This is a genomic window from Moorena sp. SIO3A2 (assembly GCF_010672265.1).
Taxonomy (GTDB): domain Bacteria; phylum Cyanobacteriota; class Cyanobacteriia; order Cyanobacteriales; family Coleofasciculaceae; genus Moorena; species Moorena producens.
In genome coordinates, this window is the sequence record NZ_JAAHHC010000025.1 from 1 (window position 1) to 13,905 (window position 13,905).

Annotated in this window: 12 protein-coding genes and 2 pseudogenes; 8 read left to right on the plus strand and 6 right to left on the minus strand. The window is 43.0% G+C overall.

Annotated features, from left to right (window positions below):
- The coding region (locus F6K64_RS24015; protein ID WP_287266505.1) for an RNA-guided endonuclease InsQ/TnpB family protein at nucleotides 1-548 on the minus strand (548 nt) is incomplete at its 3' end.
- Nucleotides 549-600: 52 nt separating this feature from the next.
- Between F6K64_RS24015 and tnpA the strand changes: the two are divergent.
- Nucleotides 601-1,126: pseudogene (gene tnpA / locus F6K64_RS24020) on the plus strand (IS200/IS605 family transposase).
- Nucleotides 1,127-1,262: 136 nt separating this feature from the next.
- Here the strand turns inward: tnpA and F6K64_RS24025 are convergent.
- Nucleotides 1,263-1,535: pseudogene (locus tag F6K64_RS24025) on the minus strand (alpha/beta fold hydrolase); the annotation flags it as partial.
- Between the two features lie 155 nt (nucleotides 1,536-1,690).
- Here F6K64_RS24025 and F6K64_RS24030 point away from each other — a divergent pair.
- Nucleotides 1,691-3,373, plus strand: coding sequence for a hypothetical protein (locus tag F6K64_RS24030; protein WP_008180218.1), 1,683 nt, complete (start codon nucleotides 1,691-1,693; stop codon nucleotides 3,371-3,373).
- A 52-nt stretch (nucleotides 3,374-3,425) separates the two neighbouring features.
- Nucleotides 3,426-4,625 carry a glycosyltransferase family 4 protein gene (locus F6K64_RS24035; protein WP_287248723.1) on the plus strand — a complete coding sequence of 400 codons (1,200 nt, stop codon included), beginning with the start codon at nucleotides 3,426-3,428 and terminating at the stop codon, nucleotides 4,623-4,625.
- A gap of 377 nt (nucleotides 4,626-5,002) precedes the next feature.
- Here the strand turns inward: F6K64_RS24035 and F6K64_RS24040 are convergent, their stop codons facing one another.
- Nucleotides 5,003-5,707 carry a riboflavin synthase gene (locus F6K64_RS24040; protein ID WP_287266507.1) on the minus strand — a complete coding sequence of 235 codons (705 nt, stop codon included), beginning with the start codon at nucleotides 5,705-5,707 and terminating at the stop codon, nucleotides 5,003-5,005.
- A gap of 311 nt (nucleotides 5,708-6,018) precedes the next feature.
- On the opposite strand from F6K64_RS24040, the gene F6K64_RS24045 reads away from it, so the two are divergent.
- The 3 genes from F6K64_RS24045 to F6K64_RS24055 all read left to right on the plus strand — a co-directional run bounded on the left by F6K64_RS24045 (nucleotide 6,019) and on the right by F6K64_RS24055 (nucleotide 8,728).
- Nucleotides 6,019-6,519 (plus strand): bifunctional nuclease family protein, encoded by a 501-nt coding sequence (locus F6K64_RS24045; protein ID WP_044492346.1) that lies wholly within the window; start codon nucleotides 6,019-6,021, stop codon nucleotides 6,517-6,519.
- Between the two features lie 306 nt (nucleotides 6,520-6,825).
- Entirely contained in the window at nucleotides 6,826-7,956 is a 1,131-nt protein-coding gene (locus F6K64_RS24050; RefSeq protein ID WP_287266510.1) for an aldo/keto reductase, read from the plus strand.
- Nucleotides 7,957-8,155: 199 nt separating this feature from the next.
- Nucleotides 8,156-8,728: a hypothetical protein gene (locus tag F6K64_RS24055; protein ID WP_063747921.1), complete on the plus strand. Its 573-nt coding sequence runs from the start codon at nucleotides 8,156-8,158 to the stop codon at nucleotides 8,726-8,728.
- Between the two features lie 12 nt (nucleotides 8,729-8,740).
- Here the strand turns inward: F6K64_RS24055 and F6K64_RS24060 are convergent, their stop codons facing one another.
- Nucleotides 8,741-9,931 (minus strand): extracellular solute-binding protein, encoded by a 1,191-nt coding sequence (locus F6K64_RS24060; RefSeq protein ID WP_008180229.1) that lies wholly within the window; start codon nucleotides 9,929-9,931, stop codon nucleotides 8,741-8,743.
- Nucleotides 9,932-10,437: 506 nt separating this feature from the next.
- Between F6K64_RS24060 and F6K64_RS24065 the strand changes: the two genes are divergently transcribed.
- Nucleotides 10,438-10,563, plus strand: a complete 126-nt coding sequence (locus tag F6K64_RS24065) for a hypothetical protein (protein ID WP_267871991.1) — start codon at nucleotides 10,438-10,440, stop codon at nucleotides 10,561-10,563.
- A 190-nt stretch (nucleotides 10,564-10,753) separates the two neighbouring features.
- Nucleotides 10,754-11,152, plus strand: coding sequence for a hypothetical protein (locus F6K64_RS24070; RefSeq protein WP_008180230.1), 399 nt, complete (start codon nucleotides 10,754-10,756; stop codon nucleotides 11,150-11,152).
- A 126-nt stretch (nucleotides 11,153-11,278) separates the two neighbouring features.
- Here the strand turns inward: F6K64_RS24070 and F6K64_RS24075 are convergent, their stop codons facing one another.
- Both F6K64_RS24075 and F6K64_RS24080 read right to left on the minus strand, forming a co-directional pair.
- Nucleotides 11,279-12,529, minus strand: a complete 1,251-nt coding sequence (locus F6K64_RS24075) for a nicotinate-nucleotide--dimethylbenzimidazole phosphoribosyltransferase (RefSeq protein ID WP_008180236.1) — start codon at nucleotides 12,527-12,529, stop codon at nucleotides 11,279-11,281.
- 434 nt (nucleotides 12,530-12,963) lie between these two features.
- Nucleotides 12,964-13,818 carry a DUF2232 domain-containing protein gene (locus F6K64_RS24080; protein ID WP_008180238.1) on the minus strand — a complete coding sequence of 285 codons (855 nt, stop codon included), beginning with the start codon at nucleotides 13,816-13,818 and terminating at the stop codon, nucleotides 12,964-12,966.
- Nucleotides 13,819-13,905 lie beyond the last annotated feature (87 nt).

The window sequence follows — 13,905 nt, forward strand, 5'->3', positions numbered from 1 at the left end:
TTTAAGTTTGCACTATCAGGTAACGGTCTGTGTCTTCTCAGCTTAATCAAACCAATTTTAGGAACTTGAACAAACAACCATTTTCCGTTAACAGTACAGAACTTTAACCAAGAATTATCAGCATTTGTAAAGTTTAACGTCCGATATCTGGCAACATTCTTAAATCGAGGCTTGCCACTGCGTTTACCATTTTTGTCATCTGCTATAAACCTGTTAAAAGCGTTTTTTACTCTTGTACAGACATCTTGCAAAACAGTTGAATAAACCTCAGTAAAGTCTATCAACTCTCCAGACCATCCAATCTTAACCAAGTCTTTCTTGATAACTGGAAGTTGCTTTTTCTGGCTGTAGAAATTGGGCTGATCTTTAAGCTCCGGAAGGTAACAGATTAATGGACAGGCATTGACCGGACATCTATTTTTCTGCCACCAATCAAAACGCTCACCCAACATCCGGTTATACCAATATCGACCAACTCGCAGCCACTGGTTCAGTGTGAGTGTTTGTTGAGTCTCTGGATATAGTCGATATTGATACGTGTATTTCATTGGTGTTAACTTTTAAGCTACACTGATTATAGCAGACAACAGCAGGATTGTTATGAAGAATGACTTTTTATCCAAGGGTCGGTCTGTCTGTGACCTTAAAGCTCATCTCGTCTTGACGACCAAGTATCGTCGCAAAGTCTTTACTGGTGAGATGATTAGCCGTTTACATGAAATTTTTGAAAACTTACTTCAACAACAAGAATGTCAGCTTGTTAGCCTTGATGGGGAAAAAGACCATGTTAACCTGCTGTTCCAGTATCACCCTGACATTCACCTGAGTAAACTGGTTAACTCATTAGACATCTCCAGACACTCGGTTTTGACCCAGGCAGTGCAAGGGTTTGAGGTTAATTTTTGGAGATGTCTATTGAAGAGTGTCTCAAGCCGAAAAATAAGAGTAGAATTTGGTGAACAACTAGCCATAATTTACTACAAAAAACCTGCACAAGTGGAATAGTTCTTACTTTATTGCTAGTTGTGGTGGCGTTACTATTTCTACTCTTAAAAAGTACATTGAAAACCAAGACACTCCTGAGATGAGCAACAAAAACCCTGCACAAAATTCATCCCGGAGATGAAACCTTAGAATAGTGGAGCCTTACTACAAAAAGATTTAACCCTTAACTCACAGACTGCCAACTATAAAGGCTCCACTATTCTTGCGGTAACTTCTGACCACGCTCACGCTACGCTTTGAGACGTGGGATGAATTTTGTCAGAAGCTAAATCCCAGGTAGTGTTCTGCTCAAGTTCAGCATGGGGGATACTTTTACCACAACCCCGTTGGTCAAACATGACAATTCGCCATTTCCGTGGGTCAAAGTATTGGCGATAAACCGGTTGGCTACCACCTCCTGGTCCTCCGTGTAACACCACTACTGGCTGACCTTGTGGGTTACCGGACTCTTCAAAATAAATGGTGTGGAGGTTAGAAACTGTTAGGGTTTGCTGGTTGTAAGCTTCGATGGGGGGATAGAGTTCTCGCATAGTTTTGGCTTGGGGTTACAGTTACGATTACATAAAGTACATACAAAAATAATTATCTCCAAACCTCTATGGTGAACGTAATATCCTAGTAATCCGGCTTAGCTGAGTGTCACCTGCTCACACTCAACCGTCAACCGTCAACTGTAAACTATCAAATGATCAAAGAGTTTCTCAAGCGGAACAAATCCCTTCATCGCAGGGTTAAGCTCTATAAGCGCAGACAGCGCATTATTCGAGATCAGCCCAGGTGGGATTTGGTCTTGAAAGGGTCTCTAAACCAATGGCAAAATGCCCTAAAGGCTGCCCAAACTGGCTCTAAGATTCTGGTAGCTACTAGTGTGGGTGGGGAAATCCATTCCATCACTTTAGAAAGTCTACTAGCAGTGGGCTTAACCCTCAGGGGTGCTCAAGTTCACATTTTGCTCTGTGATGGTATTTTACCGGCTTGTTTTTGGTGTGATGTTAGTTTTTATCCCAAACAGGACTTGTTTGTAAATCATGGTCCTAAACGTGACTTATGTAACGACTGCTTTCCCCTAGCCGATCGGATCTATAAGCCTCTAGGATTGACTATCCATCGCTACAGTGAATTTCTCACAGATACAGATTACCAACAGGCCAAGGAGATAGCTAGCAGTCTCACTATTGCTGAAATTGAAAAGTACACCCTAAATGGGGTAGCTGTAGGAGAACACGCTTTAGCGGGAGCTCTGCGATTTTATGCTCGTGCTTCCCTGGAAGGGGAACCCAATGCTGAGCCGATTCTCAAGCGTTACTTCCAAGCCGCAATCCTGACCACTTGGGCAACCCGTCGGCTGCTGCAAACGGTTAAGGTTGAGTGTGCTGTATTTAACCACGGCATTTATGTTCCTCAGGGGTTGACTGGTGAAGTAGCCCGTCAGCAAGGGGTGCGAGTGGTGAACTGGAATCCTGCTTATCGCAAACAATGCTTTATCTTTAGTCACCATCAAACCTATCATCACCAGCTGATGTGGGAGCCAGTAAGTAATTGGGAAACTATACCGTGGACTTCCCAGATGGAACAGCAGTTGATGGACTATTTGAAAAGTCGCTGGCAAGGAACTCAGGATTGGATTTGGTTCCATGAAAGTCCTCAGTTTGACCTGACCAAGATTACTGATGCGGTAGGAGTAGACTTTTCTCGTCCTTGTATTGGGTTACTGACTAATGTGATGTGGGATGCTCAACTCCATTACCCAGTTAATGCTTTTCCTAATATGCTGGAATGGGTATTGACAACTATTCGGTATTTTGCTAAAAGACCAGAGTTACAGTTGTTAATTCGGATTCACCCAGCCGAGATTCGAGGGACTTTGCGATCGCGTCAACCCTTGTTTGAAGAAATTCGTCAGGTTTTCCCCACTCTGCCTCCAAATGTGTTTGTGATTCCTCCAGAAAGTACCGTTAGCACCTATGCTGCTATCCTCCAATGTAATGCGGCTCTGATCTACGGCACTAAAATGGGCGTAGAATTAACTAGCATGGGTATACCTGTAATCGTTGCAGGAGAAGCGTGGATTCGTAATAAAGGCATAACTATGGATGCCAGTTCTGTAGAGGAGTATGTTCAGTATTTAGATCAGTTACCCCTAGGGGATGGCTTACCTGAGGCAATCATAAAACGAGCAAGAAAGTATGCCTATCACTTTTTCTTCCGCCGCATGATTCCCCTAGAGATGACCACCGAAGCTAGTAATCCATCGGAATTTAAACTTCAGGTATGTGATCTCAATGAATTCATTCCTGGTAAAAGTAAAGGATTAGATGTTATTTGTGATGGCATCTTGACCGGAACAGAGTTTATCTATAGTAATTAGTTAATTATCAAGTAGCAATTATAATTTTACTTGGTAATTAAGTAAGGAAAATATGATAAAAATTGCTGTTGATGCTACACCAATTCGCCATAAGTTAAGTGGCATTGGAATGTATGCCTTAAATTTAATTCAGGCACTCCATAAGCTACAAAGTCAGGAAGACTTTCAGTTAAGTGTCGCCTATCAACCAAGTGTAAGAAAATGGTTATCTCGTGATTGGTCATTTCTTGAAGTGCTAACTAGGCATTTAGAGATTAAAAATCTAGAGATTAAAACTATACCGTTACCGGTTACTATCTCTAGTTTACTAGCCACTGTACCTAATCCCATTTTACCTTATTGTGAGCAATACTTAGGCAATCATGATATCGTCCATGGTACTGATCATGTGGTTTATCCCTGTCGAAAAAGCTTGCGGGTTATGACGATTCATGACCTAACTTTTATTAAATATCCTCAGTATGTTAACTCAATTGTTAAAAGCTATACTGCTCGGGTAAAACAATGTTTACGGTGGACTGATTTAGTGATTACTGTTTCCCAGTCTACTAAACAGGATATCGTCAATTACCTAGGAGTAAATCCTGACAACATCCAAGTTATTCCTCAAGCTAGCCGTTACTCTACTTTAGATTTACCCAATACACTAGATTTACCGAATAACACGGTTCAGTCTTTGGTGACATCAGTTAATTACGACTTCGCCCAACCCTATATTTTATTTGTGAGTACTCTTGAGCCTAGGAAAAATATTAATACTCTGATTGCAGCATTTAATTATTTAAAACAACGGCATCAAATTGAGCATCAGTTAGTACTGATTGGACAAAAAGGATGGTCCTATGAATCTATTTTTTCTGCTATTGCTAGTTCCCCGTGGAAACACCATATTCATCATTTGGGCTACTTATCCGATCAACTAGTAGCCTGGTTTTACTCAAATGCGGATGTTTTTGTCTATCCTTCCTACTATGAAGGGTTTGGTCTGCCCGTCTTGGAAGCGATGACTTTGGGTGCTCCTGTGATTACCTCTAATACTTCATCCCTGCCTGAAGTAGCGGGAGATGCGGCAATTTTAATTGACCCTAATCAGCCAATTGAATTAGCAGATGCTATGGTCAAGGTGATCAGTAATTCTCCATTGCGGGAGGAATTGATTAGAAAGGGTAAGGAAAGAGCGATGCTATTCTCTTGGGAGAGAACGGCAAGGGAAACTCTAGCAGCCTATAGATTTTTAGTAGGAAAGGTTTAGTAGGAAAGGGAAGAGGGGGAAAAGTACTTTAGGGATCGAGCTTTGTAGATCATTAGTTAGATCATTAATTAGAACATTAATCAGAATGCGATTGACCAAAGGTCACGCTTCGCGAACGCATTTCTGTTGAACCTGATTATTCCAGAAGCTCCGGGTCAATTCCCATCACCCTTAACCGCTCTGCTAGCCGCTGTGACCGTTGCCGTTCTTGCTCTAATAGCAACCTTGCCTGTTGTGCTTGTTGAGCCTCTGTTTCGGTCCAGGTCGGAATCCAATAGAATGTGAAGTCTCAACTCTGAACTGTGAAGGTTTGGTTGTTTATTTGTTCACCTTTGGCCTCCCTAATCTTTCACAAACATGAAACAGCCCTACAGGCTTCAGCCGGGAGAGGATGTCAAATACCCATGCTCTAGCAGAAATTCCGGCGAAATTTCATCAATCCCTTCAGGCGTTGGCACTCGGTTACCCAGCAACTTATCGACATATTTCCCTAAAATGTCACTTTCGATATTCACCCAATTGCCAGTCCGTAAGTGGCTAAGATTCGTATAGCTGTAACTATGGGGAATCACCGCTACTTTGAACCAACTGCCGTTGGGGTCACACTCAGCAATCGTTAGGCTGACCCCATTGACGGCAATGCTACCCTTGGGAACAAGATAACGAGCTATCTTATGCTGCCACACATCCATCAAGGAAGCTGGTGCTGTAAAGCACATTTCCCAGGAGTTTGGTGTTTGTAAAGATTCCGTTAAGCAGCCAATACCGTCAATGTGACCTGTTACAAAGTGACCCCCTAGTTTGCTACCCACACGCAAAGACGTTTCCAAATTAACGTAAGAAGTTGTCTGTAGCCTTTGTCCAAGGGTGGTGCGCCCCTGAGTTTCATCAGAAGCAGTGGTCGAGAAGCCTGTGGGCAAAACTTTCTCTACCGTTAGGCAAATTCCATCCACTGCTACACTATCACCAGGTTCTAAATCCTGTAAGATAACATCCATAGCATCAGAGGTACCGGAAACAATAAAGCGATCGCTTCCGATTGGTCCGATTGTGCCGAGAGCTTGAATTAATCCTGTAAACACTGTTGTTTATACTGTTCTTCTGTAAGCGGATGAACTGGTGCAACTAGACTGTTAGTAGGAAAAGAGCTGGCATAAGTTTGTGTTTTTTTAGTGAAGTGGCCAAACAAATTTCCTGAGACTAAGGCATACTTGGAGAATACAATCTTGTTGATCTCACCGAATTGGATTCTCAAGGGCTAATCTTACCGTTGACCGGTAACGTGAAAAGAACAGATCTGGCAAGGGCAAGTTTCGGTGCCCGTCTGTACAGTACTAGTTTACCGCTTCGCTTTGATGCCCCTGATGCTGACCGTATTCTAGAGGCTAAGCTGATGATTGAAATGAGAGTTGCTGGCATTGCAGTAGATACTGTAACACGTAGCCCCATCGTGTTACTCAAAGATGTCTTAGATCGGCGTGCTCTGCCAATCTATATTGGGCAAGATCAAGCAAAGGCAATTATCAGTGCTTTGGAAAGACAAACGCCACCGCGTCCCCTGACCCATGACCTAATGGTCAATTTCCTGGAGGAGTGGAACATAACACTGGATCGTGTTATAATACACTCTCTCCAGGATAACACGTTCTATGCCAGCCTCTGTGTTAGTCAGGGTGAGACAAAGAAAGAAATTGATGCTCGACCAAGTGATGCCATCTCCATCGCCCTGCGTACTGGCAGTCCGATTTGGGTGATGGAAGAAGTTATTGCTGATGCTTCGATACCTGTAGACCAAGATAAGGATGAAGAGGAGCGTCGAGCTTTTCGGGAATTTGTATCTAATATCCGCCCAGAAGATTTTCTTCACCGTGGAGGATATAGTCGTGGTAGCTAAAGCCAAAATATTGGGATTAAACGGGATTTAACAGCAACAATATATTAATTGCTCTGTCAAAAAATTATAGAGATGTTTCTGAAAGCCTTACCATTTAGCCATTGGTGAGAGTTTTCCAGATGCTCTAACCCTGATGCCATACCGCAAGTGACCCTTGGGCTCAAGAGATATATCCCAAACTATGCTCGAAGCTATGACCCAAGCTATACCCCAAGACAATCGATGGCCATCAACTGAATTTTTGGCGCAACTGTTTTTTGGGCAACGTTTTAACCAAAGATAAGATTATTCCAGCAGTTGGGCAACATGCGTTATCGGCGGTTTGGAAAAACTAATCTCCAGCTTTCAGTGTTTTCTTGTGGCACCATGCGTTGCTTAGGGTCTGAGTCAAATGCTCAGAAGACAGTGCAACAGGTAATCGCTCAAGGAATTAACCACTTGGAAACTGCCAGGGGTTACGGCAAGAGTGAAGAATACCTTGGTAACATCCTGAAAGCTGGATTGTCAGTACCACGAGACCAGCTATATATAACCACCAAGATTCCACCAACCCCTGATGCTGATTTGATGAGTCAGTGGATTAATGATTCCTTAGAACGTCTACAGCTCGATTATGTCGATTGTTTAGCAATTCATGGGATTAACACTGAAGAGCATCTGTCCTGGGTAAAGTCTGACAGTGGCTGTATGGCAGCTGTCCAAAAAGCCGTAGCCCAGGGACGTATAAGGCACGTTGGTTTCTCAACCCATGGTTCAATACAAGTGATTCTAGGGGCAATTCAAACAGATTTTTTTGAATTCATCAACCTGCATTACTATTACTTCTTTCAACGCAATGCTGCGGCGATTGAATTGGCTGATCAGAAGGATATGGGCATCTTCATCATATCTCCTGCTGATAAAGCAGGCAAACTCTACACCCCACCACCAACGTTAGAGAAACTGTGCCATCCCTTCTCGCCACTAGAACTGAACTATCGATTTTTATTAAGCGATCGTCGCATTACCACCCTTAGTATTGGACCGGCTAACCCAGATGAGGTGACCCTGCCTTTAAGTGTCGCTAACCGAGACGAGTCTTTGAGCCCAATGGAAGTGGCAGCATTCTCTCGTTTGGAAACCCACTTGAACAATGCTCTAGGAACTGACCGCTGTAGTCAATGCTACGCTTGTCTACCTTGCCCAGAAACCATTAACATTCCAGAAGTCTTGCGGCTGCGCAATCTTGCTTTGGCTTACGACATGAGCGAGTTTGGTCAATATCGCTATCAAATGTTTGAAAATGCTGGTCATTGGTTTAGGGGGGTCAAGGGAAACCGTTGTACCCAGTGTGGTGAGTGTCTTCCCCGTTGCCCCGAACAACTGGATATTCCTTCCTTACTCTCTGATACCCACCAGCGTCTTAATGGTTCTCCTAGGCGTCGTCTGTGGGGATAAGGTAGTTGGTTGAAGGTTGGTTGGTTGAAGGTTGAAGGTTGGTTGGTTGAAGGTTGGTTGGTTGGTTGAAGGTTGAAGGTTAGTTGGTTGAAGGTTGAAGGTTAGTTGGTTGAAGGTTGAAGGTTAGTTGGTTGAAGGGTTGAAGGTTGAAGGTTAATGGGTATCACTATTGATTTGACTGATGCTTTAGTGCATTCCTATGGATAAAAGAAACACCGTTAGTAAAATACATCCCTTGTCTGTTGTGCCTTGTGTATTCTGCCTTGTGTTTCTAGAGAGCTGTTTTCTGGTTGGCTGGAAGCCTGAACCAGTTTTAGCTCAAAAGACTGTAGGAGTGCAGCCGGACACAGAAGCTGTGAATTTAAATTTCCTGCAGCCAGATAATCTTCCTAATGATGGGTCTGTGATTACTGCTGATACTATCTCTCAAACTAAGCTCACTACTCCAAGTTTCTGGTGGGCTGATGAACAGTTTGGCGGTAAGCTACTGGATAATTGGTTAGCTTATCCGAGTAAACGTCGGGTAGATTTGGTAGTGAATCGCCAACTCTGGAGTCTGCTTAACTATCTGGGTAGGTATGCTTTTATTAACAAAATGGGCAACGTTGCCAGAGATTATAACTATAATACCAGAGTATTTAACCAGCGAGGAAAGCCTTTAGGAGCTTATACCTGTGATGGTAATTCCATGTGCCAGGTGGAGGTATGTATTCCTGGTCAAGTCCCTTTAGCTGGCAAAGTCTCGGCCTTTTGCCAGTTATCACAAAACTAGAACAGGCAATTTTCACGTATTTCGCATTTCTTTCCACAAGGATTCATACTGCTTTTGTGTAGACTCTGGTAAGGGATGGAGGAATTCGCACTTGTTGAGAATTTCTGCTTCTGGCAGCAGTAGAGGTAAGGTTTGGATATCTTGTGGTAGCTTATTTCTTGGGATCTTAAGCAGAATCGGGGAAGCAGCATTAGTCAGTAGAGAAATTTGCTTGGCTGATTTGCTATCCCAGCAAAATTCAATCCACTTTTTGCTTAAATCCGACTCAGAGTTACTTTCTGAGGAGTCAGAAGCAGAGCTAACTGATACCGGTTTTACCCATACATCTGACCACAGGGCTGTTCCTGACTGAGGCACCACTGCCTCAATTTGGCGATCGCGTGTTCTTAGTGCCAGGATATCCGTAGACCAACCGACTGCTACCCAGGTATCCCCCAAAACTAGAGGTTTTAGGTAGTGATCCGAACTGTAAAATTTAACCTGTTTAGCCAGTTGTCGAAGTGCTGGTTTCAAGTCTTTGACTTGATTTAAATCCTGTTGATTATAGGATAAGCCTAGGTTTTTCAAGGTTAAACCAATCACTTCTCGGGGGTGGTTCAACACAGAAATGCGATCGCGTAAAGACTCACGCCACAAGTCACTCCAATCAGTGGGAGTCCAGCCTAAGGCTTTGAACTTGTCACGGCGATAGGCAATGACAGTAGCACCCCAGCGATAAGGAGCACCCCAAACTTTTCCTGAGTTGTCTAGCTGACCAGTTTGGTCACGTTTAACAAGTTTCTGGTACTCTGGCGGCAGTTGTTTCCATCCTGGCAACGTTTCTATGTTCAAAGGTTGGATCAATTCCTGCTCAATGGCTGACTTGAGCCAATAATCTCCTAAGGTAACTAAATCAGGACTTATCGGTGTCCTAGACCTAATCCGGATCAAATCTAAAAAGGAGCGATCTTGATTATTATTGGGTTTGCCTTGCTCTTTCAAGGTTGTCAGGAGTTTGAATAAAGCAGATAGTTGTTTCTCCGGGTCAAAATTTAGCTTAGCCCGTAGTGTTAAGGTCTTACGAAATTCACCCAACAGCTGAACTGGTATTGAATTTTGCAACAGCCTTACCTTTAAAGAGGCTTGTTGTCCGATATTACAACCAGATGCTAACTGACTAAGGGCTATGGTACTAGCACCTAGTATCAAGGAGCGTCGCTTCATAAGTATTTCTGAATTTCCTTTGGTTACCAACTCTTTGACCTTAATTTACATTGGCTCAATAGCAATTACTATAGCTATGAGCAATGAACTGACTTTTGTGACCTCTTAGACCAACAGCCATCTGCTAGATGTGGTAAGTCTAATAAATTAAAAACTACTTATAGTCTGGTTAACAAAACTAATCTAAGTCAAGGGCTAAGGCATCTGAATCTACTTTGACATCACTTTGACATCATTTGACCTCAATAATAGTTTGACTATTATTAATTGAATTTTATTAAGAGTAAGCACGATCAAAAGAACGAAAACACCAGCTATGTCTCCCTTTTCCTCCCCCTCCTCGCCCTCAACACACAGTCTTGTTTTAGACCTAACTATAAGAAATCTAAATCTGTAAGATAAAGTGATGGGGGGATAGAAATATCTCGATCAAGAAGTTAATTCACTTATTGGTTATCTTGTCAACTGCTATTAGTTGACCATCTCTCTAGGAGTTTTAGAAGGTAATGACATGGGGAAAATCATCCGTACGTTATGTATTAAAAATCACTAATGCCAAGGAATTAATTCCGAAAAAACCGATTGTGCTAATTGTGGTGCGAAACTTGGGAGAAAAGACAAGTATTAATTAATGCTGAATTAATCAGGGTAAATATCAAGATATACAGCGGCTATCTGGCATTTTTGAAAAAAATTACTCTGGGAAACAGACTCTAAGGAGTTTAGAGCTGATTTTTGACAGATTTTTGACAATAGTTAAATAAATCAGCAATTCATCGGATTTTCTTCCTTAAGTGACTAGGATAAAAATAGAACTAAGTTATGGCAGTTTTAAATCCTATGGATGAATATCAAAATCAAATCATGGCTCTAAGTCATAGAGTAGATACTCTGTGCGAATCCATCGAAAAACTCAGTTTGAAGGTTTCAGAAGGCCTTTCTGAACTCAAAAATAGTTCAAGGCAGGAAACTGAGGAATCTCAACCAACTGGCCAACCGATACCCCGGACCCACGAAAGTCAAAGTGCCATTAACCTACTGACCCAACATAAAGATGTGCTGATTGATAGTAACTCTGGGCTAGGTAGTTTCTCTAAAAATAGCAATAATAATATCTCTGCTGATATTCAAGTTCAACGCTTAACTGCCCAACTCACAGCAGCCTACAATCGGATTGCTGCCTTAGAAGAACAACTCCTAGCACAGCGAATTCATTCCTAATTGGCAGTTTTATCCAGATTAGTCTAAGGGTTGAAGGTTAATAGGGAAAACAAATCAGCACCTCTGTGATTTTCGTGCCTAACTTGGTCAGACTGTAAAGTGTTTTTTCACTGGCTCCAACAACAATCACCTCAGAGAAAGACGATATTGCTCGACCAAGTTTTCAATGGCTTGAAGTAATTCAGCCGAGTTCCAGCCCTTATAAAGGTGGGCTGCGATCGCACATCCTCCAGCACCCACACCTTCCTTGACATATCCTTGCTCATATGCCTGTAGCTGAGGATAACGAGACTGGGTAAAACTTAATTGTGTTGCCAAAAGGGGTACACTCCCAATATCTTGTGCTAATCCAACCGTGTCACCAGTCGAGTCTTCTGCCACCCAGCGAGTTGTTCCCACAACTACTTGTGCTGGTTGCCATGCTAGGGAATTACCCTCAGTAATACTGGGGTAGGGTAAAACCGACTCTGCCAATGCCTGTGCTAAGGTATAAACCGCTAGCATTTGGGTACCACCAGCGAGTAAAACGCCACAGCGACGACTAGCTGCCATTGCCATACCTGCTGCGGCAATTTGCATCGGATCTCCCACCGCTGCCACTAGCTTTAAGTGATCAAGTGGTGAGGGGGTGAGGGGGTGAGAGGATGAGGAGGTGACGGAGTATAAAGGTGCGGGGTGGTAGGGGTGAGACGGTGAATTTTTCTTCCTAGGTTCGCTTTTGGGAAGCTCCCCGGCTCCCCTACCCGCTAACCCAGCTCGTTGTAACCCCAGCTCCACCACCTCCCACTTTTGAGCATGATTGCACTGGGGATGGCTACTGTTAACCTTGCCAGCTGCATCAATCCCCAAGCCAGTGAGCAGGCTAAGTGCGGTGGTAGTTCCCCCAACCACACACTCACTAATAATCAGATAGCTATCACCAACCACACTTGCTAGCTTTTCTCCCCACTGTAAACCTTGCTCAAATAGCCGTTTCACTGTTTCGAGGGGCAAGGCATTGCCAGAAGTTAGGCACTTAGCAGGAATACCACCTAAGTCAATGGCTGGTACTGTCGGAGGGTGAGGTAAACCAGCATTGAACAGATAGATGGGTAGGTTAAATGCCTCCACTAAAGCACGGGAAATCAAGACAGGGGATACTCCCACAGTTAGAGGAGGAAGGGGATATTGAGGTTGGGGAGTAACTCCATTGACCAAAAACTCAGCATCAGCGATCGCAGTATACTGACGATCATCTGGGGTAGCGCCAGCAGCAGAAATACCTGGAATCAGGCCAGTAGCAGTGAATCCTAAAATACAAGCAAATACCGGTGAGCATCCCTGATACTGCTGTAACCACCGTTTTCCCTTTACCTGCTCGGTATAAACTCGGATCATTAGTCCTTAATTCTTAGTCCTTAGTTCTGATCTGAAATATAAAAATAAATAGAAACAAACACTACACTATAGATTAATTGTGGTGAAAGGGAACAGTAAACTTTGGATAAGGTAACAGAATCGTTTTGTAAAAGTAGCAAATCAAGTATTAACTAGTTAACTAGTTAATATTACTATTTTTTTACACACATTTTCACACACAATAGTTAGCCATATAATTCCATAAATTTCCATAAAATAAAAGAACGATTGCCATACTTACCACGGGCATAAACTGAGCTAAAGGTAATCAATCAAGCTTAAGCTCTAAGCTCCAAGGGCTCAGAGCTGATAACTGTTTGCGGAAAGCGTAGCCCTCAAGTAGCGTGTAAGCTGACCTTTGAAAGTATAACAAACAGTCTCTTCGCCATCACAAGTGACCAATGACTAATAGCTCAATCGTAATCCAGCAAAACTTTTACCCAGTTTGGTGGTCTAGGAATCGGGTTTCCTAATCGGTCGAGCATGAGTAAGGCTACAATATGCACCACGAATAAATAAATGGCATTATTGATAATAATCATTACTACAGCCAGGGTTTGAACTAGAAATAGACTGGGCTGAAATAGCAACCCCAGCTTGAGAAACCACCAATCCAATAATCCTGTCACCTGGGTCATCACGTAAACCCAGAGGTCTTCCCCCAATAGAATTGAGAACAACCAAAACCGAAAAAAGAAGCCTATTGTACCAATTAGCGTACCCATGCTAATAGAAAGCAGCCAGCTAGCTCGACGTTTCCACAAAGCTCCCAGTTGCACCCCCATCAGACCATAAGGGACCAAAAAGATAATACTGCGAGTTACTCCCATCAGCACTGATAGTAACAACCCCGAAACCAGTGCTGCCATCCAGGATGCCCTACTGCCCCTCCTTAGGTAGACTAAAGCAATCGGCACTGGGAAAAACATTTTGAGTATTGGTCCTAGAGGAAAGTAATAATTAATCAGCCAAATCAAGCTGGCGGTACTGGCCAGAAACGCTGTTTCTACCATGGTTATAGGTGTCTGAGGTCTAGGGTTTAGACCATTATTCAGGCTAGGGGAGTTAGCAGAAGTGGATTGTTTGTAGACTGCCCTAGGTTCCCTCTTTTCTAGTGGGTGATTTTGCTCCCCAGTTAATTGATGCCCGATCTCAGTTACATCAGCATTGCTCTTAGGGAATTCCGTTGTTGATTTTGTGGGTTTGTTTTTAGATTGGGCAAAGAGATCTTGTGAAGCCGCTTGACCATCATCAAAAGAATCACTCATGCAAATTTAGTAACCTCTTGAGGAAAGGGACAGATGATAACAGAAGAGATACTGTTAAAGTACCCTTGCATCTTAGCCCATCTCAAA